Below are 18,646 nucleotides of genomic sequence, written 5' to 3'. Positions count from 1 at the left end.
TCACCCCCACCACAGCAGCCCCAGCGCGTGGCCGGCGTACGCGGCGCCGAGCCCGCCGCCGACCGAGGCCAGCACATTGCCGAACGCCGCCGGCCGGCGGCCGGTCTCGGCCAGCCGCAGGGTCTCGTAGGAGAACGTCGAGTAGGTGGTCAACGCGCCGCAGAAGCCGGTGCCCAGCAGCAGCCCGAGCCGTTCGCCGGCCGCCCCGGCGAGCAGCGCGCCGGTGAGCGCGCCGAGCACCAGCGAGCCGGCGAGGTTGACCAGCAGGGTGCCCCAGGGAAAAGGACCGTCGTGCCAGCGCCGCAGCCCCCGGTCCACGGCGTAGCGCAGCGGCGCGCCCACCGCGCCGCCCAGCGCCACCAGCAGCCAGCCGCTCATCGCGCGCCCCCGTTCCCGCCGCCGGCGCGCGCTCCCCGGCGCGCGAGAAGTGGGCGCGCCAGCCGGCGGGCGCCCCAGGCGCCCAGGGTGACGGCGAGCAGCGCGAGGACCAGGGTGCCGCCCAGCACCCCGAGGCCGGCCGCCACCCGCCCGTCGCGCAGCAGCGTTTCGACCTCGACGGCATAGGTGGACAGGGTGGTGAACCCGCCCAGCACCCCGGTGGCCAGAAACGGCCGCAGCAGCGGGTGGGCCGCCCAGACCTCGGTGAGGGCGACCAGCAGGCCGCCGATCAGCAGGCAGCCCAGCACGTTGACGACCAGCGTGGTCCAGGGGAAGGCGCCGGGCGGCGTCGGCCAGCGGAGCGCGGCGCCGTAGCGGGCCAGCGCGCCGAGCGAGCCGCCGACGGCGACGACCGCGAGCACGGTCGGCAGCGGCGGAACGGGCGGCGGCGCCGGCAGGTCCGGGTCGATCGGCTCGGGCTCGACGGCCCGGCGGCCCTTGTCCGACGGGCCCCGGTGCGACGGGCCCAACGGGCCCTCGGCGAACGGCTCTTCGGCGGTCACGGTGCGACTCCCCACACGTCGATGTCGCGCCCGGCGGGCGGGCGCGATGATCACGAGCAGGGACCGTTGGCGGCGCCGGTGCCGCGGTTGGGATCGGGAGGGCCCCACCTCCCGGGGCCGGCGCGGGCCGGCCACCGCCCAGGGTACGCCCGGTGCGCCCCAGCCAGGGGTATGCCGTCGCGACGCGGGCCGCCGGGCTGGCATAGTGTGGGGGTCGTTCGGGCGGCCCCGGTCAACCGGCGCCCCGTGGACGCGCCTTCCCCCGTGGTGTAATTGGCAGCACATACGACTTTGACTCGTAGTGTCCAGGTTCGAGTCCTGGCGGGGGAGCCCGGCTCCCGGTTCTCCGCTCAGCTCCCCGGGATCGTGGTGAGGAACTCCCCGGTCCAGGCCAGCAGTTCCCGCCCCGTCAGCGGCTTGCCGCCCACCCGGGCCGTCGTCGGCCGGGGCACCAGCACCTGCCTGGTCGCCGCCTTGATCACCGCGCCCGGGTAGAGCCGCTTCAGCCGCAGTTCCTGGGACTCCCGCAGCTCGACCGGCGAGAACCTGATCCGGCTGCCCTGGAGCGTGATGTCGCCCACACCGCACGACCTGGCGAGCATCCGCAGCCCGGCCACCAGCAGCAGGTTCTCCACCGGCTCCGGCAACGGGCCGTAGCGGTCGGCCAGTTCCTCGCGGACCGCGGCGATGTCCTCCTCGGTGTTGGCGGCGGCGATCGAGCGGTACGCCTGGAGCCGCAGCCGTTCGCCCGGCGCGTAGTCGTGCGGAACGTGCGCGTCCACCGGCAGCTCGACCTTCACCTCCAGCAGCGTCTCCTCCGGCTCGCCGCCGGACTCCAGCGCCGCCCGGTAGTCCGCGACCGCCTCGCCGACCATCCGCACATACAGGTCGAAGCCGACGCCCGAGATGTGCCCGGACTGCTCGCCGCCCAGCAGGTTGCCCGCGCCCCTGATCTCCAGGTCCTTCATCGCCACATACATGCCGGCGCCCATCTCGGTGTGCTGGGCGATGGTCGCCAGCCGCTCGTGCGCGGTCTCGGTCAGCGGCTTCTCCGGCGGGTACAGGAAGTAGGCGTAGCCCCGTTCCCTGCCCCGGCCGACCCGACCGCGCAGCTGGTGCAGCTGGGAGAGGCCGAAGGTGTCGCCGCGCTCCACGATCAGGGTGTTGGCGTTGGAGATGTCGATCCCGGACTCCACGATCGTGGTGGAGACCAGCACGTCGAACCGCTTCTCCCAGAAGTCAACGACAACCCGCTCCAGGGCCGCCTCGCCCATCTGCCCGTGGGCGGTGGCGATCCGCGCCTCGGGCACGATCTGGCGGAGCCTGGCCGCGACCCGGTCGATGGAGTCGACCCGGTTGTGGATGTAGAACACCTGGCCCTCGCGCAGCAGTTCACGGCGGATGGCCGCGCCGATCTGCCTCTCCTCGTAGGGCCCCACGAAGGTCAGCACGGGGTGCCGCTCCTCGGGCGGCGTGGTGATCGTCGACATCTCCCTGATGCCGGTGACCGCCATCTCCAACGTGCGCGGGATCGGCGTCGCGGACATCGTCAGCACGTCCACGTTGGCGCGCAGCTTCTTCAGCTGCTCCTTGTGCTCGACGCCGAACCGCTGCTCCTCGTCGACGATCACCAGGCCGAGGTCCCGGAACTTCACCTCGGAGGAGAACAGCCGGTGGGTGCCGATCACCACGTCGACCGAGCCGTCGGTCAGCCCCTCCAGGGTGGCGCGCGCGTCCGCGTCGGACTGGAACCGGCTCAACGGGCGGACCTTGACCGGGAACTGCGCGTACCGCTCCGAGAACGTGCCGAAGTGCTGCTGCACCAGCAGCGTGGTGGGCACCAGCACCGCGACCTGCTTGCCGTCCTGCACCGCCTTGAACGCCGCCCGCACCGCGATCTCGGTCTTGCCGTAGCCGACGTCGCCGCAGACCAGCCGGTCCATCGGGACGGAGCGCTCCATGTCCTCCTTGACCTCGCCGATGGTGGTCAGCTGGTCCGGGGTCTCGGCGTAGGGGAAGGCGTCCTCCAGCTCCCGCTGCCAGGGGGTGTCGGCGCCGAACGCGTGGCCGGGCGCGGCCATCCGCGCCGAGTAGAGCTTGATCAGGTCGGCGGCGATCTCCTTGACCGCCTTCCGCGCCCGCGCCTTGGTCTTCGTCCAGTCGGCGCCGCCCAGCCGGTGCAGCGTGGGCGCCTCGCCGCCGACGTACTTGGTCACCTGGTCCAGCTGGTCGGTCGGCACGAACAGCCGGTCGCCCGGCTGCCCCCGCTTGGCCGGCGCGTACTCCACCAGCAGGTACTCGCGGGTGGCGCCCTGCACGGTGCGCTGCACCATCTCGATGTAGCGGCCCACGCCGTGCTGCTCGTGGACGATGTAGTCGCCGGTCTCCAGGGTCAGCGGGTCCAGCGCCTTGCGGCGGCGGGCCGGCATCCGCGCGCCCTCCCGGCCCGCGGCGCGCTGGCCCGTCAGGTCGGTCTCGGTGAGCACGACGAGGGAGGACTCGGGCGCCAGGAAGCCGTGTTCCAGCGCGCCGCAGGAGACATGGACGACGGAGGGCGCGATCTCGCCGGTCAGCTCCGGGTCGAGCCGGGCCGGGACGCCCTCGCCGCCCAGCACCTCGACGGTCCGCGCGGCCGGGCCCTGGGCCTCGGTGAGATAGACCACGCGCCAGCCGTCGGCCAGCCAGCCCTTGGTGTCGGCCAGCGCGCGGGAGACGTCGCCCCGGTAGCTCTCGGGCGCCCGCAGGCCCAGCCGCACGGTGTCCTGGTCCAGCTCCTCGTCGGGCGAGAACGGCGAGACCGACCACCAGGGCAGGCCGAGTTCGCCGGCCCGCTCCCGCACCTCGGCGAGGCCACGGAGGCTGGCGGCGCCCACGTCGATCGGGGCGTCCCCGCTGTCCACCATCGCGGCGGCGGCCCAGGACGCCTGGAGGAACTCCTGGCTGGTGGCCACCAGGTCGGCCGCGCGGGACCGGATGCGCTCGGGGTCGCAGAGCATGACCAGGCTGTTGACCGGCAGCACGTCCAGCAGCAGCTCCATCTCGTCGACCAGCACCGGCGCCAGCGACTCCATGCCCTCGACGGCGACGCCCTCGGCGATCTTCCCCAGCAGCTCGTCCAGTTCGGGGTGCGCGACGGCCAGCTCGGCCGCGCGCCGGCGGACCTCGTCGGTCAGCAGCAGCTCCCGGCAGGGTGGCGCCCACAGCCCGTGCTCGGCGACTTCGAGGGAACGCTGGTCGGCCACCTTGAAGTAGCGGACCTCCTCGACCTCGTCGCCCCAGAACTCCACCCGCAGCGGGTGCTCCTCGGTGGGCGGGAAGACGTCGAGGATGCCGCCACGCACCGCGAACTCGCCGCGCTTCTCGACCAGTTCGACCCGGCTGTAGGCGGCGGCCGCCAGCGCCTCGGTCACCCGGGAGAGGTCGGCGGTCTGCCCGTTCCGCAGCGCGACCGGCTCCAGGTCGCCGAGGCCGGCGACCTGCGGCTGGAGCACCGAGCGCACCGGGGCCACGACCACCGAGACCGGCCCGGCACCCGGGTCGTCCGCCTTGGGGTGGGCGAGCCGGCGCAGCACGGCGAGCCGGCGGCCGACGGTGTCGGCGCGCGGCGAGAGGCGTTCGTGCGGCAGCGTCTCCCAGGAGGGGAACTCCACGACGCCGTCGGCGGGCAGCAGCGAGCGCAGCGCGGCGGCCAGGTCCTCGGCCTCCCGGCCGGTGGCCGTGACGGCGAGCACGGTCCGCCCGGCCGACCTGGCCAGCGCCGCGACGGCGAGCGGCCGGGCGGCGGGCGGGCCCACCAGGTCGAGGTGCGGGCGGCCGCCGTCGCGGGCGGCGGAGACCGCCTCGCCCAGGGCGGGCTCCTGGATGACGGCGTCGAGCAGGCCGTGCAGGCTCATGAGGTATCCATCCCGGTTGGCCGGGCCCGGCGCGCGGTGGCCCCGGTGGGAGGGCCGGCGCGGCGGGCAACACGAAGCACCCGGCACGCGCTGCGGGCCGGGGGTCTACCAGGGTACGCGTGCCCTCGGACGATCAGCTTCCGGCAACGGTGATGGTCGGCAGGTGCCGCACGGGGAAGCCGACCGAGCGGGCGATGAAGCAGTCCCGGTGGGCGTCCTCGTGGAGCGCGCTGGCCAGATCGATCATGGACTCCTCGGCCACCTCGACGACCGGGTTGAGCGTGACCTCGACGAACTCGCCGACCCCGGCCGACTCCCGCATCAGCCCCTCGGCGGCGTCCCGGTAGTCCACCACCCGCACCCGCTTGAGGGAGCAGAGGGCCAGATAGGTGAGCATGTGGCACTGGGCGAGCGAGGCGACCAGCAGCTCCTCGGGGTTCCAGCGGGCGGGGTCGCCGACGAACGAGGGGTCGGCGCTGCCCTCGATCAGCGGCTTGCCGGAGACGGTCACCCGGTGGTCGCGGGCGAACTTCCGGTAGCCGGCCGTTCCCTCGCCGGTGTTCCCGGTCCAGGTGACCCCGACCGAGTAACGGTGCTCACGCGGCTGACCCATCCGTCCGACCTCCGGTGCTCGTTGCTGTTCCTCTCCCATCTTCGCCCCATCCCCACCCCGGTCCGGCCCGGGCGGGCCGCCGGGCGGGGCGGGGACGCCCGTCCGGTCCACAACTCCGTTGGGGGAAGCCGGAGAAGCCGGCACGGGTTCGCCACATCCCACACCTGACGTGTCCATGCCCCCGACTTGTAACCTGGGCCATGCCAGGCGGAAACGTTACGGCGACATGCTGAGCCGGTCGTGCCCGCGCGGTTCCGCCGGGCCGAAGTCACCCCCACACCAAGGGAGTTCGCGTGTCACGCACCCCCAGCGTCTACGCGCGTCGCAGGTTGTCCCTGCTGGCGGCGCTCACCGGACTGATATCCCTGGCGGCCCTGTTCACCGGACCATCGGCACAGGCCGCCCTCCCCACCCCCATCGCCGCTTCGACGGCCCGCACCTATCTCTCCCAGCTCACGGTCACCGCCGAGGACCGCACCGGCTACGACCGCGATCTCTTCCCCCACTGGAGCAGCCAGGGCGGCAACTGCAACACCCGCGAGGTCATCCTCCAGCGCGACGGCAGCAACGTGGAGACCGACAACAGCTGCGCCGCGGTCAGTGGCAGTTGGTACTCCCCCTACGACGGCGCCACCTGGTCCGCCGCATCCGACGTGGACATCGACCACCTGGTGCCGCTGGCCGAGGCCTGGGACTCGGGCGCCGACTCCTGGACCACCTCGCGCCGCGAGGCCTTCGCCAACGACCTGACCAGGCCGCAGCTGTTGGCGGTGACGGACAACGTCAACCAGTCCAAGGGCGACCAGGACCCGGCCGAGTGGCTGCCGCCGAGCAGCTCCTACCACTGCGTCTACGCCCGCGCCTGGGTGCAGGTGAAGCACTACTACGGGCTGTCGGTCGACTCCTCGGAGAAGAGCGCGCTCAGCGGCATCCTCAACGGCTGCTGACCGCACGGCCGTTCCGCGCGGCCGTTCCGGGCGCCCATGGGCGTCGCGCGTGTTCCGCACCGGCCTGGCCGGTGCGGAACACGCCCCCGAGGCCGGCACGTTGAGTGACTGTCAGTGGCTCGCTGTAGTGTCCGGGGCATGGAACAACGCATCAGCCTGATCACCCTGGGCGTCGCCGACGTGGCCCGCGCCCGCGCCTTCTACGAGCGGCTCGGCTGGCGGGGGCAGGAGGTCCAGGAGACGGTCTTCTTCCAGGCCGGCGGCTTGGCCCTGGTCCTGTGGGGCCGGGCCGAGGCCGCCGCCGACGGCGGCCTCTCGGACACCCCGGTGCCGCCCGGCGGCTTCGGCGGGATCACCCTGGCGCACAACGTGCGCTCCCGGGCGGAGGTCGACGCGCTGCTGGCCGCCGCCGAGCGCGCCGGCGCCACGGTCACCGCGCCGGCCGCGCCCACGGACTACGGCGGCTACGCCGGCACGTTCACCGACCCGGACGGCCACCCGTGGGAGATCGCGCACAACCCGGGCTTCCCGCTCGCCGACGACGGCTCGTTGACCCTCCCCGATTTCGGCGCGGCGTAGGGCCTCTCTTTCGGATCTTCGCGGGCTCGCGACGCCATACACGGCACCTCGCCGCGTTACCGAATCGCGCGAATACGACCAAGTATGGGCTGCGATCCGGCGCCTTGCGATGCACCGCGTCTGACGCCGCTCGCTGATCCACGAAGATCCAAAAGAGAGGCCCTAGGGGTGATGCTCAGTGCGCGGTCAGCAGCTCCACCAGCACGGAGCCGTCGCGATCGCCGTGGCCCTCGGCGACGGCCCGCTCCATCAGCTCCATATAGGGGGTCAACAGCTCGGCGCTGACGCCCTGTTGCTCGGCCGTGCGCAGCAGGGTGGCGTTGCCGGCCACCTGCATCGCCAGGTTCGACGCCACATCGCCCTGGTCCTCGCCCTGCTCCGCCTTCTGCGCGTGCTGGTCCTCCGTCACCGCCACCCGCGCCATCGCCACCAGCCAGTCGGCCAGCAGCCCGGAGAATCCTCCGAGGTCCACGTCGGCCTCGCGGACCAGCGCGAAGGCGTGGGTGATCCCGGCGAACATCCCGCTCATGGCGCTGAGCAGCGCGACGTCGTGGAGCGCGGCCAGGCCGGCGTCCTCGCCCACATAGCGGGCCCCGGCGGGGACGGCGAGGATCTCCTGGTGGGCGGCGAAGAGTTCGGCCGAGCCGGAGTAGAAGACATAGCCGCCGGCCTCGGGCACGCCGATCATCGGGGGAACGGCCATGATCCCGCCGTCGAGGAAGCGCGCGCCGGCCGCCTGCGCCCGGTCCGCCCAGACCCGGGCGTCGGCCGGCGTCGAGGTGGTCAGGTTCACCAGGTCGCGGCCGGCCAGCTCGGCCCCGGCGAGGGTCTCGCCGACGGAGGCGTCGTCCAACAGGCAGAGCACCACGAGGTCGTTGGCGGCCACGGCCTCGGCGGCGCTGCCGGCGACGGTGGCGCCCAGCGCCCGGAGGGGCTCGGCGCGGGCGGGCGTCCGGTTCCAGACGGTCACCCGGTGGCCGGCGGCCAGCCAGGTCCTGGCCAGCGCGGTGCCCATGGCGCCCAGGCCCAGCAGCGAGAGGGACCGGGGGCGGTGTTCGCCGGGCTCGGCGGCCCGGGCGACGGCAGGGGAGGATGCGGAGACGGAGGGGGTGTTGGTCATGCCGCCTAGGCTTGTCCCGGTCGGGACGAGCGACAAGTACGCACTTCGGAGTGGGTGGTTACGCCGAGGTGAGTGAGCAGGTGGGAGGGCTGACCGATGACGACCACACCGCGCCCGAGGTACACGTGCGGGATCGACGCCGCGATGGATGTGATCGGCGGCAAGTGGAAGGTGCTGATTCTCTGGGCCCTGGACGAGCGCCCCCACCGCTTCGGCGAGCTGCGCCGGGCGCTGCCCGGCGTCTCGGAGAAGGTGTTGGCCTCGCACCTGCGGGAGTTGGAGACCGACCGGATCGTGCGCCGGGAGGTGCGGGACGAAATTCCCCCGCATGTGAGCTACTCGCTGACGCCGCTGGGCCGTTCGCTCAACGAGGCGCTGGGCCCGCTCGGTGCCTGGGGCCAGGAGCACGTCCTGGGCGGCGCCACGCACCGGACCGCGCCGGCAGGCGACGCGGCGGGTGGCGATGCGGCCGACGCGGCCGGTGACGCGGCGGGCGGTCAGCCGGCCACCGGGGTCACGCAGCGGAAGGCCGCCACGCAGTAGAAGCCGTGGCCCGCGCAGTGCCAGCAGACATGGGGCGCGGCCACGCCCTGGGCCTGCCCCGAAGCGGCCAGATAGAGGGTCTCGCGGATCTCCACCCGCTGGCCGCTGCACGCCTGGCACTGTCGATGCGGCCCGTCGCAGTCGTCATCCCCTCCGTCGAACTCCCCGTCGATGTCTCCGCCCATGCTGAAACTCCCCGAGTTGGGCCAGGGTTGCGCGTCCCGTCACAACCACGGCACTCAACGTTACCTCCCGGCCTCGGGGGTCGGTCGACCGGGCTGGTCAGGGCGTGGGGTGATCCTGTGGACGCGTGCGGTCATAGGTGAGGAAGAGCGCGCCGCCCGCCAGCGCGTGGTGGTTGGTGAGGTCCCAGACGGCCGGGTTGAACTCGGCCTCCTGGGAGAAGAGCGGCAGGCCGGCGCCGATGGTCAGCGGGGCCAGCTTCACCACCAGTCGGTCGATCTCCGGGTAGAGCGACCTGGCCAACCCGGCGCCGCCGATCAGCCACAGGTCACGTCCGGGCTCGCGCTTCAGCTGGCGCACCCGCTCGACCGGGTCGGTCGACACCAGTTCGACCGCGGCGGCCGGCACCCGTTCCAGCGTCCGCGAGAAGACGAGGTGCCGCAGGTGCGGGAAGGCGTCGTCCACGCCGGCCCTGAGGCCGATCTCGTAGCTGCCGCGCCCTTCGAGGACGGTGTCGAAGTGCCGCCCCTCCGCCGTCACCCCCAGCGCCTCCCTGGCCGGCCCCGGCAGGGTCTCCGGATACTCCTCGCGCAGATGGTCCACGTAGTCGGGTGGAATCGGCCAGAACCCGGCCGGTCCGGTGGGATCGCTGCCGTCGGGCCCGGCGATGAACCCGTCGATGGTGCTGGCGACGAGATAGACGAGCCTGCGCATGGTTTCCCTTCCACAACGGCCGTTCGGCCGCCCCGCGATGAGCCACCACCCTAGGCCGTGTCCGCCGCGCGAATTTTCTTCGCCTTTTTTCTTCCGGAGGTGTCGATCCGGGCCGGTCCCGTTCGTCGTGGTGGTGAAACGCGCCGCGAGGGCGTGCGGAACACCCGGCGGGGAACGTCGGGCGAGCGAGGAACGGAAGGGCGTCGGCACGATGATCGACACGGCATACGAGACCGGCTACGGGACGGCACACGACACGGGCAGCGGGGCCGACCCGGTGACGGGGGCGCGGGCTGAGGTGACGTTGACCGTGGGCCTGCCGGCCGGGGCGCTGTGGGACCTGCTGGCGGATGTGACCCGGGTCGGCGAGTGGAGCCCGGAGTGTCTGGGCGCCCGCTGGTTGGGCGGGCCGGCGCCGGCGACGCCGGCGGCGATCCGGGCCGGGGACCGGTTCGAGGGGCGCAACCGCTACCCGGACGGCTCGACCGTCTCGGTGGTCTGCCAGGTCACCGAGGCCCGGCGGCCGGGGCGGTTCGCCTGGGTGGTGCTCGACGAGCGCGCCGATCCCGAACGACCCGGTTCGCTCTGGTGTTATGACCTCACACCGGACGCGCTGCCGGGCAGGACGGTGGTGCGGCAGTCCTTCGTCCACGGCCCCGGCCTGACGGGCGCCAGGGAGGCCGCGCTCCGCTCGCCCGGCGCGCTCGACGGCCGGTTGTCCCAGCTGCGGGACGGGATGAGGCGCACACTGCTGGCCCTGGCGCGTTCGGCCGGGGCGACCGCGAGCGTGATGGGAGAGGACCGATGAAGTATCTGCTGTTGATCTGTTCGGAGGGCCCGATCGAGGCCGAGGAGGGCGAACTCGACCCGACCGCCTGGGTCGAGGAGACCGAGGCCAGGGGCGTCCGGCTCTTCGGCGACCGGGTCCGGCCGGCCGAGGACGCCACCACGGTGCGGGTGCGGGGCGGCGAGACGCTGCTCACCGACGGCCCGTTCGCCGAGACCAAGGAGCAGATGGGCGGCTTCGACGTGATCGAGTGCGCCGATCTGGACGAGGCGATCCAGGTGGCCGCCCGGCATCCGATGGCCCGCTTCGGGATGATCGAGGTGCGACCGTTCTGGACCGACTGATGGTCGAGGGGCATCCCCCGGAAGAGCGCGGCGACGCGGTGGCCGATGCGGTCGCCGAGGCCGGGCGGGCGGAGTGGGGTCGGGTGGTGGCCGCCGTGATCCGCGCCACCGGCGACTGGGAGTTGGCGGAGGAGTGCGCGCAGGACGCGTTCGCCCGCGCGCTGGAGCGCTGGCCGCACGACGGGGTGCCCGAGCGGCCCGGGGCGTGGCTGACCACCGTCGCCCGCAACCGGGCCGTGGACCGGCTGCGCCGGGCGGCCACCGAGCGGACCAGGCTCCGCGAGCTGGCCGGCCAGCCCGGCCCGGGTGGCGAACGCGGCCCGGGCGGGGAACCGGTCGCGCCGGCACCGGAGTTGGCGGAGGAGGAGGGGCCGGCGGACGACCTGCTGCGGCTGGTCTTCACCTGCTGCCACCCGGCGCTGCCGCTCGCCGGCCGGGTGGCCCTCACGCTGCGCGCGCTCACCGGCCTGACCACCGCCGAGATCGCCCGCGCCTTCCTGGTCCCCGAACCCACCATGGCCCAGCGGCTGGTGCGGGCGAAGAGCAAGATCCGGCACGCCGCGATCCCGTTCCGGGTTCCGACCGGTCGGCTGCTCGCCGAGCGGCTGCCCGGTGTGCTCGCCGTGGTCTACCTGCTCTTCAACGAGGGCTATCTGAGCGGAACTGATCGGGAGGGGCCGCCCGTTCGCGTTGATCTCTGCGCGGAGGCGATCAGGTTGGCTCGGCTGCTGACCGAGTTGCTGCCGGACGAGCCGGAGGCGGCCGGGCTCCTGGCGTTGGCGCTGCTCCATGACGCGCGGCGGCCGGCGAGGTTCGACGCGGCGGGCGAGCTGGTTCCGCTGGAGGAGCAGGACCGCTCCCGCTGGCGGCGGGCCGGGATCGAGGAGGGGCTGGCCGTGCTGGACGCGGCGCTGGCGCGCCGCCGGCCTGGCCCGTACCAGATCCAGGCGGCCGTCGCCGCCTGCCACGCCTCGGCCCGGCGGGCCGAGGACACCGACTGGCCGCAGATCGCCCTGCTCTACGCCGAGTTGGCGCGGGTGGCCCCGAGCCCCGTGGTCGAGCTGAACCGGGCGGTCGCGGTGGCCTTCGCCGGCGATCCGCCGGCCGCGCTCGCGGCGCTGGACGCGCTGGCCGCCTCGGGCGCGCTCGCCGGCTACCACCTGCTGCCGGCCGCCAGGGCCGACCTGCTGCGCCGGCGCGGCCACCGGCGGGAGGCGGCCGTTCACTACCGGGAGGCCCTGGCGCTGGCCCCGCCCTCGGCCGAACGCCGCTATCTCGCCGGCCGGTTGGCCGAGTGCGAGGCGGCCACGAGCTGAACCCGGCGCGCGCGGGGCGCGCGCCGGACGAGAGCCGCGCGGGGCGGGGCGCGGGGCGGGGGCGAGGAGCGCGGGGGCGCTCCGCGCCGAACGGGCGGGCGCGGGACGGACCAGCTCGGTGGGGGCGCGGGGAACTGCGCGGGTGATGGGGTGGGTCTGAGGGCGACAGCGGAGCTGCGGTCGTCCGTTGGGGTGTCGGGTGCGGGGACGTGGTGGGTCGCTCGCGCGGTTCCCCGCGCCCCTGGGCCGTCGGTGGGCGCCGACCAGCCCAGAGCGAGCCCGCATAGTGTGAACCGACGCTGACGGGCCGACACCAACCGGACCAACATCGAGCCGTCGCACAGCAGATCAACGCGGTCGAGGGCGACAGCGGAGCTGCGGTCGTCCGTTGGGGTGTCGGGTGCGGGCGCGTGCTGGGTCGCTCGCGCAGTTCCCCGCGCCCCTGGGCCGTCGGCGCCGACCAGCCCAGAGCGAGCCCGCATGGTGTGAACCGACGCTGACGGGCCGACACCAACCGGACCAACATCGAGCCGTCGCACAGCAGATCAACGCGGTCGGGGGCGACAGCGGAGCTGCGGTCGTCCGTTGGGGTGTCGGGTGCGGGGACGTGGTGGGTCGCTCGCGCGGTTCCCCGCGCCCCTGGGCCGTCGGTGGGCGCCGACCAGCCCAGAGCGAGCCCGCACGGCCGAACGGATCTGCGCGGGCAGATCGACGCGGACCAGGCCGTGCGGCGGAGCGCCCCGGTGGGCTACCGTGCCGCCGCCTCGATCAGGGAGAACGTGCTGGGCAGCGGCAGCGGCACGAGCTGGGTGAGCGTGAGGCCGGCCGCCGTGAGGAGGGACTCGAAGTCGTCCCGGGTGCGTTCCCTGCCGCCCAGGTTGACGAGCATGTTGAGGTCGCTCAGATAGAACCCGGCGAGTTCCGGCGCGACCGTGGGCGGCAGCACCGGCTCCACCACCAGCACCCTGCCGCCGGGCGGCAGCGCGGCGCGGCAGTTGCCGAGCAGGGTGACGCAGCGCTCGTCGTTCCAGTCGTGGAGCACGCTCTTGAGCAGATAGAGGTCGCCGCCGGTCGGCACGGAGGCGAAGAAGTCGCCGGGCGCCTCGTCGAACCGCTCGGCCACCCCGGCGCGTTCCATGGTGGCCCGGGCCTGGGCCAGCCCCTTCGGGGTGTCGTGGACGACGCCCCGGAGTCCGGGGTGGGCGCGCAGGATCGAGGCCAGCAGCGTTCCGTCGCCGCCGCCGACGTCCACCACCGTGTGGCGGCCGGCGAAGTCGTAGGCGCCGGGCAACACATCGGCGGTGGAGCGGCTGCCCTGGCTCATGGAGGCGTTGAACTCCGCCGAGAGCGCGGGGCGTTCCTCCAGATACCCGAAGAAGTCCCGGCCGAAGACCTGCGGGAAGGTCGGCTCCCCGGTGCGCACCGCGTCGGCGAGGCGTTCCCAGGAGCGGACCATCAGCGGCTCGGTGAAGACCCGGGCCACGGTGGCGAAAGAGCCGGGGTGGTCGGCGCGCAGCACCCGGCCGGTCGCAGTGGCCCGGAACGCGCCGGGGCGCTCCTCCGTCAGCAGGCCCAGCCCGGCCAGGGCGCGCAGCAGCCGCAGCAGCGATCCCGGCTCGGCGCCGCAGTCGGTGGCCAACTCCTCGGCGGTGCGCTCCCGTTCGCCCAGCGCGTCCAGCACGCCGAGCCGCGCGGCGGCGCCGACGGCCTGGGCCGCCATGGTGCCGAAGATCAGCCGCATCACGTCCGCGCGGGCCTCGTTCTCCTCGGCGTTCGTCCCCTCGCCACTCGTCATCCGACGCTCCTTCCCCCACAGGCACCACTCGTCAAGTAAGGCGAGCCTCACCTAACTCGCGACGCGGGTCAAGGGGCGTCAACTCCCGTCACGCGCAAGCCCGTTTCTCATCACCCGTCGCCCAGCCTGCTCAGCGCGCGCATCGCCTCACGTTCGATGCCGGCCAACTCGCCGAGCAGGGCGCCCGCCCGGTCCAGGCACGCGGCCTCGCCCTTCTCGCCGGCCCTGGCGATCAGCGCGGCGACCTCGGTCCACAGCGTGGCCGCCTCGGCGTAGAGCCGGTGGCCGGTGGCCAGCGACGGGTCGGCGCGCGGCCCCAGGCGGTCGGCGCACTCGGCGAGGAAGTCGCGGTAGAGGTTGCGGAACAGGGCGCCGCCGGTGCCGGCCCGCTCCATCAGGCGGGCGACCCCCGGCAGGTCCCGCTCCGGCCGCTCGGCGCGCCGCAGCCAGCCCCGAACGAGCCGCCCGGCCTTCTCGATGCCCCGGTGGCCGAGGTTGGCGATCGGCGGATCGAGGAATGCCTCGGCGCAGGCGACGATGGCCGGCACGAGACGGTCCCGGGGGTCGGGCGGCCCGCCCGGCACATCGAGGGTGAACGAGCGGTGCCTGGCGGTCATCGGGCCGCGCTGGGCCCTGGCCCGGGCGAGGCTGTCCCGGCTGGTGGCGACCGCGCTGCCCTGCTGCTCGGTGTCCACCAGGAACGCGTCGCGGTCGTCGTAGCCGTACAGCGCGACGACATGGCCGCCGAAGTGCGCCCGGGAGCCGAAGTACTCCAGGTGGTGGCTGTCGAGTTGCAGCCCCACGGGGTGGCCTGCGTCGATCGGGCCCGCCACGTTCTCCCAGGCCCTGCGGGGCGAGGCGGTCTCCCGGACGGCGAGTTCGAGGCCCAGCCGGTCGGCCAGGTTCCGGGTGAGTTCGAAGGGTCTGACCCGGCCGCCGAGGAAGGGGAAGTCCAGGTACTTCGCGTCCCAGTAGACGAAGGACAGCCCGGCGCCGAGGCCGAAGAGCATCGGCTCCGACAGGTCGAGCCCCCGGTGCCGCAGCAGCACCCCGAGGGCCGTGGTCTCGCAGTGCAGCCCGCCCCTCGGCTCGACGCCGGGCACCCGCCGCACCGCCCCGGTGGCCCCGTCGCCGTCCCCGGTCGCGCCGTTCCCGGTCGCGCCGTCCCGGGTCATGCCGCGCCCTCCGGCAGCGGAACGGTCACCCAGGTCACCCGTTCCTCCGGCGGCGCCTCGGTCGGCCCCACCGGACGGGTCTCGCGCACCGGCGCCCCGGGGCGCGGCCCGCGCTCGTGGAGCGAGGCGAAGAGCGCGTGACAGGCCAGCGGCAGATGGGCGTAGGGCCCGATGGTGAGGAGTTCGTCGCGCACCCGCCCATGGTGGACCCTCCCACCGGGGGAGGGTCCACCACCGCGCGGATCAGGCGGGCCGGTGGTCACCAGTCGTGAACGGTGCCGTCCAGCAGCCGGTTCACCGGCAGATACGCCGCCTCGTACGGGAAGCGGCCGGCGGCCTCGTCGTCCAACTCGACGCCGAGCCCCGGGTTCTCGCCGGGGTGGAGCAGCCCGTCGGCGAAGGTGTAGGAGGTCCGGAAGACCTCCAGGGTGCGCGGGTCGTGCCGCATGTACTCCTGGATGCCGAAGTTGTGGATGGCCAGGTCCAGGTGGAGCGCGGCGGCCATGCCGACCGGCGAGATGTCCGTCGGCCCGTGGATGCCGGACTTGGCGCCGTAGACCGCCGCCAGGTCCAGCAGCTTCTTCATCGCGGTGACGCCGCCGGTGTGGGTGACCGCCGAGCGCACGTAGTCGATCAGCCGCTCGGTGAGCAACGTGGTGTAGTCGTGCACCGAGTTGAACACCTCGCCGATGGCCAGCGGCGTGGTGGTGTGCTGCCGGATCAGCCGCAGCGCCGCCTGGTCCTCGCCGGGCGTCGCGTCCTCCAGCCAGAACAGGTCGTACGGCTCGATCGCCTTGCCCAGCCTGGCCGCCTGGATCGGCGTCATCCGGTGGTGGCCGTCGTGCAGCAGCGGCAGCTCGGGGCCGAACTCGTTGCGCACCGCCTCGAAGACCGAGGGCACATGGCGCAGATAGGCGCGGGTGTCCCAGCTCTCCTCGACGGGCAGCGGGGTCCGGCGGGCCGGCTCGTAGTCGTAGCGCTCGCCGTCGCCGGCCGCCGAGGCGGCCACGCCGTAGACCGAGTCCAGGCCCGGGATGCCGGTCTGCACCCGGATCGCCCGGTAGCCGGCGTCCAGGTGCGCCCGGATCGAGTCCAGCAGCTCGGGCACGTCCCGGCCCGAGGCGTGGCCGTAGGCCAGGGCGCCGCTGCGCGAGGCGCCGCCGAGCAGCTGGTACAGCGGCATCCCGGCCGCCTTGGCCTTGATGTCCCACAGCGCGGTGTCCACGGCGGCGATGGCGGCCATCGTCACCGGGCCGCGCCGCCAGTACGCGCCCCGGTAGAGGTACTGCCAGGTGTCCTCGATCCGCGCGGCGTCCCGGCCGATGAGCAACGGCACGACGTGGTCGCGCAGATAGCTCTCGACGGCCAACTCACGGCCGTTGAGGGTGGCGTCGCCCAGGCCGGTGACGCCGTCCGCCGTGGTGATCCGCAGGGTGACGAAGTTCCGGCCCGGGCTGGTGACGATCGTCTCGGCGGACTCGATCCGCATGGGTGTCTCGATGCGTGACATGCGTCCCGCTCTCCCCTTTTTCTCCCGGCTTGTTCGGGTTGTTCGGGCTGTTCTCGGGTCTTCCTAGCCCGCGCTCGGGCGGTCACCCGGGCCCGGGCGCGGCGCCGCGCCCGGGTGACCGGGGGCGGCGCCGCGTCCGACCACGCGATCCGTCAACGCGGCCCGTCAACGAGTTCGGCGACCACCACGCCATAGGGTGCCAGGTCGACCGTGGACAGCTCCCCGCCGTCCCCGCCGTTCCCGCCGTCCAGGGCGCGGAGCCGGCCGCCGCCGGCCAGGGTCGGGGTCACGGACAGCGGCCCGTCGCTCTGGCTGACGAACCAGACGAACGACCGCCCGTCCTCGTGCGCCATCCGCGCCACCAGCACCCGGGGGTCGTCCACGGACACCTCGGGCGTCACCCCGGCCTCGGCGGCCAGCGCCGCGTACAGGCGCCAGGTCGGCTCCGGGTTGACCCGGGGCGTGACGGCCGCCATGTGCTCCAACGGGTAGGTGGAGAGGACCAGTTGGCCCTCCCCCACCCGCCGCGTCAGCAGCGCGGGGCGGCCGTGCGCGTCGGTGGCCACCACCTCGGCGCCGTCGGGCTCGACGGGCAGGTAGGACCGCGAGTTCTCGGTGCCGGCCACCGCGAAGACCAGCCGCTCGCCGGCCGCGATGGTGCCGAAGTCCCGCTGGAACGTGAGCACCAGCTCGTCGTCCTCGACGGGCTCGGTCAGCCCGTACCGCAGCTTCTTCACCACGCCGAACGTCTCGTCGAGCTTCGGCCACCACGGGCCGCGCTGCACGATGTGCTCGCCCATGAAGAACGAGGCGTAGACCGTCGCGCCCGCCTCGGCGCGCGCCACCAGGTGCCGCCAGCCGCCGGCGGTCAACTGCTTGGCGGACGGCAGCAGATAGAGCGCGCAGTCGTCCGGCAGGCCGTCCGCCTCGCGGGCCACGCCCACCGGCAGGTCCGCCTCGCGCGCCGCCACATACGCCTGCCGGGTGTGGTTGAGCACGCTGCTGGCGTCCTCGGGCTGGGTGAACGGGTACATCCTCTCCAGGAACGAGGAGACCACCAGCGCCACATCGGTGTCCGGCCGGCTCAGCCGGGGGAAGTCGACCCGCGCCAGCAGCTCGGTGAACCGCTTGACCTCGCGCAGCTGCTCCTTGGGCCGCCCGGCGTCGTCGGTGATGCCGAAGTGCATCTCGAACGGGTGGTGGCTGTAGGGCTCCTGGTCCCAGAGCGCGTCGTAGTCCGTGTTGTTCCACGGCATCCAGCCGGTGGCGCCGGCCAGCAGGGTGTTGTGCAGGATCTGCCGGTAGTAGTGGGCGGCGTTCTCCTCGGAGACATAGTCGGAGGTGACGCCGAACTCCTCCATGATCACCGGCTTTCCGCCGATGTCGAGCAGCTCGCAGACGAACGCGGCGCCCAGGTGCTGGCGGACCGGGTCGGTCTCCATCCGGTAGACGTGCGGGCCGTGGAAGTCGATCAACGGCTCCAGCTCGCGGACCCGGAACCCGTTGTCGGCGCCGGTCATCTCCACGCCCCAGGCGCCGTCGCCGACCGAGACCGGCTGGGTGGCGCCGGTGGAGCGGACCGCGTTCACCAGGGTCTTCGCCCAGGCGGTCACCGTGGTGGCGTCCAGCGTGCCGATGCCACGGGAGCGCCAGTCGCCGTAGATCGGGATCTCGTTGGTCAGCAGCCAGCCGGCGACCGCCGGGTGGTCCTTCCAGCGGGCGGTCAACTCGCGGACGTACCACTCCTGTTGGGCGACGAACGAGGGGTCGGCGAAGATGTCGCGCCCGCCGCGCCAGACCGGGTCCCAGTTCTGCCCCGACATGTGGCCGACGAGGAAGGTCGGGATGGTGTGCATCCCCTGGGCACGGTGCCGGTCCAGGAAGTCGTCGTAGTGAGCCAGCATCTCGGGGTCGAGGGTGTTCTCGGCCGGCATGAAGTCCGGCCAGAAGAAGAACGAGCGGGTCAGCGTGATGCCGTGCTCACGCATCGTGCTCAGCTCCTCGTCGATCACCTCGGGCCGGTAGTCCCGCCACATCAGCGGTCCGCCGGTGCGGGACCAGTAGTTGACCCCGATCCAGACGGTCGCCCCGTCCTCGCCGGCGGTGGGGACGGAGCTGGTCCCCGGGGTGATGCGGAGCTTGGCCGCGTTGCGCCTCATGCCTGTGATCCCTTGATCCCTTGTGTT

General features: G+C 73.5%; 18 protein-coding genes and 1 tRNA gene. 7 read left to right on the top strand and 12 right to left on the bottom strand.

The annotated features are described in order from the left end of the window. Both crcB and FH609_RS31645 read right to left on the bottom strand, forming a co-directional pair. Positions 1-378 (bottom strand): fluoride efflux transporter CrcB, encoded by a 378-nt coding sequence (gene crcB / locus FH609_RS14360; protein ID WP_139674384.1) that lies wholly within the window; start codon positions 376-378, stop codon positions 1-3. Next, entirely contained in the window at positions 375-941 is a 567-nt protein-coding gene (locus FH609_RS31645; RefSeq protein ID WP_405379144.1) for a fluoride efflux transporter FluC, read from the bottom strand. Before FH609_RS31645 ends, crcB begins: the two co-directional genes overlap by 4 nt. Positions 942-1,199: 258 nt before the next feature. On the opposite strand from FH609_RS31645, the gene FH609_RS14350 reads away from it, so the two are divergent. Beyond that, positions 1,200-1,271: transfer RNA gene (locus tag FH609_RS14350), tRNA-Gln, on the top strand. A 20-nt stretch (positions 1,272-1,291) separates the two neighbouring features. Here the strand turns inward: FH609_RS14350 and mfd are convergent. Together mfd and FH609_RS14340 are read right to left on the bottom strand one after the other, a co-directional pair. Then, positions 1,292-4,834 carry a transcription-repair coupling factor gene (mfd, locus tag FH609_RS14345; RefSeq protein WP_139674390.1) on the bottom strand — a complete coding sequence of 1,181 codons (3,543 nt, stop codon included), beginning with the start codon at positions 4,832-4,834 and terminating at the stop codon, positions 1,292-1,294. Between the two features lie 133 nt (positions 4,835-4,967). After that, positions 4,968-5,447 carry an OsmC family protein gene (locus FH609_RS14340; RefSeq protein WP_139674393.1) on the bottom strand — a complete coding sequence of 160 codons (480 nt, stop codon included), beginning with the start codon at positions 5,445-5,447 and terminating at the stop codon, positions 4,968-4,970. Between the two features lie 293 nt (positions 5,448-5,740). On the opposite strand from FH609_RS14340, the gene FH609_RS14335 reads away from it, so the two are divergent. Both FH609_RS14335 and FH609_RS14330 read left to right on the top strand, forming a co-directional pair. After that, on the top strand, positions 5,741-6,394 hold the full coding sequence (locus tag FH609_RS14335) for an HNH endonuclease family protein (protein WP_139674396.1): 654 nt from the start codon (positions 5,741-5,743) through the stop codon (positions 6,392-6,394). A 138-nt stretch (positions 6,395-6,532) separates the two neighbouring features. Then, entirely contained in the window at positions 6,533-6,973 is a 441-nt protein-coding gene (locus tag FH609_RS14330) for a VOC family protein (RefSeq protein ID WP_139674399.1), read from the top strand. A gap of 175 nt (positions 6,974-7,148) precedes the next feature. Here the strand turns inward: FH609_RS14330 and FH609_RS14325 are convergent, their stop codons facing one another. Further along, positions 7,149-7,988 (bottom strand): NAD(P)-dependent oxidoreductase, encoded by an 840-nt coding sequence (locus FH609_RS14325; RefSeq protein WP_264372792.1) that lies wholly within the window; start codon positions 7,986-7,988, stop codon positions 7,149-7,151. Between the two features lie 201 nt (positions 7,989-8,189). Between FH609_RS14325 and FH609_RS14320 the strand changes: the two genes are divergently transcribed. Continuing rightward, entirely contained in the window at positions 8,190-8,636 is a 447-nt protein-coding gene (locus tag FH609_RS14320) for a winged helix-turn-helix transcriptional regulator (RefSeq protein WP_139674405.1), read from the top strand. Here FH609_RS14320 and FH609_RS14315 read toward each other — a convergent pair. Together FH609_RS14315 and FH609_RS14310 are read right to left on the bottom strand one after the other, a co-directional pair. Further along, positions 8,591-8,821 (bottom strand): hypothetical protein, encoded by a 231-nt coding sequence (locus tag FH609_RS14315; protein ID WP_139674408.1) that lies wholly within the window; start codon positions 8,819-8,821, stop codon positions 8,591-8,593. The genes FH609_RS14320 and FH609_RS14315 overlap by 46 nt on opposite strands. A 97-nt stretch (positions 8,822-8,918) precedes the next feature. Further along, the gene (locus FH609_RS14310) at positions 8,919-9,533 is read right to left on the bottom strand and encodes a dihydrofolate reductase family protein (protein WP_139674411.1); all 615 of its coding nucleotides are present in this window, start codon (positions 9,531-9,533) and stop codon (positions 8,919-8,921) included. 211 nt (positions 9,534-9,744) lie between these two features. Between FH609_RS14310 and FH609_RS14305 the strand changes: the two genes are divergently transcribed. Genes FH609_RS14305 through FH609_RS14295 form a run of 3 tightly spaced genes read left to right on the top strand, consistent with a single transcriptional unit; the run spans position 9,745 to position 11,980 of the window. Beyond that, positions 9,745-10,341, top strand: a complete 597-nt coding sequence (locus FH609_RS14305; RefSeq protein WP_193318107.1) for an SRPBCC family protein — start codon at positions 9,745-9,747, stop codon at positions 10,339-10,341. Beyond that, complete coding sequence (locus tag FH609_RS14300; protein ID WP_139674417.1) at positions 10,338-10,664, top strand: YciI family protein; 327 nt, start codon at positions 10,338-10,340, stop codon at positions 10,662-10,664. Before FH609_RS14305 ends, FH609_RS14300 begins: the two co-directional genes overlap by 4 nt. After that, positions 10,664-11,980, top strand: coding sequence for an RNA polymerase sigma factor (locus FH609_RS14295; RefSeq protein WP_139674420.1), 1,317 nt, complete (start codon positions 10,664-10,666; stop codon positions 11,978-11,980). The genes FH609_RS14300 and FH609_RS14295 overlap by 1 nt, the downstream gene beginning before the upstream one ends. Positions 11,981-12,728: 748 nt before the next feature. Here the strand turns inward: FH609_RS14295 and FH609_RS14290 are convergent. The 5 genes from FH609_RS14290 to FH609_RS14270 all read right to left on the bottom strand — a co-directional run bounded on the left by FH609_RS14290 (position 12,729) and on the right by FH609_RS14270 (position 18,619). Further along, positions 12,729-13,775: a methyltransferase gene (locus FH609_RS14290; RefSeq protein ID WP_139674424.1), complete on the bottom strand. Its 1,047-nt coding sequence runs from the start codon at positions 13,773-13,775 to the stop codon at positions 12,729-12,731. 110 nt (positions 13,776-13,885) lie between these two features. Next, complete coding sequence (locus FH609_RS14285) at positions 13,886-14,887, bottom strand: BtrH N-terminal domain-containing protein (RefSeq protein ID WP_226961662.1); 1,002 nt, start codon at positions 14,885-14,887, stop codon at positions 13,886-13,888. 59 nt (positions 14,888-14,946) lie between these two features. After that, positions 14,947-15,144, bottom strand: coding sequence for a hypothetical protein (locus FH609_RS14280; RefSeq protein WP_139674430.1), 198 nt, complete (start codon positions 15,142-15,144; stop codon positions 14,947-14,949). Positions 15,145-15,209: 65 nt separating this feature from the next. Beyond that, positions 15,210-16,439 (bottom strand): D-mannonate dehydratase ManD, encoded by a 1,230-nt coding sequence (gene manD, locus FH609_RS14275; protein ID WP_139674487.1) that lies wholly within the window; start codon positions 16,437-16,439, stop codon positions 15,210-15,212. A gap of 173 nt (positions 16,440-16,612) precedes the next feature. Continuing rightward, positions 16,613-18,619 carry a cellulase family glycosylhydrolase gene (locus FH609_RS14270; protein WP_139674433.1) on the bottom strand — a complete coding sequence of 669 codons (2,007 nt, stop codon included), beginning with the start codon at positions 18,617-18,619 and terminating at the stop codon, positions 16,613-16,615. Between the last annotated feature and the right edge of the window lie 27 nt (positions 18,620-18,646).

The organism is Streptomyces sp. 3MP-14 (assembly GCF_006334905.2).
GTDB lineage: Bacteria > Actinomycetota > Actinomycetes > Streptomycetales > Streptomycetaceae > Streptomyces > Streptomyces triticirhizae.
The sequence above is the reverse complement of the archived record's forward strand: the minus strand, read 5'-3'. Positions and strand labels throughout refer to the sequence as shown.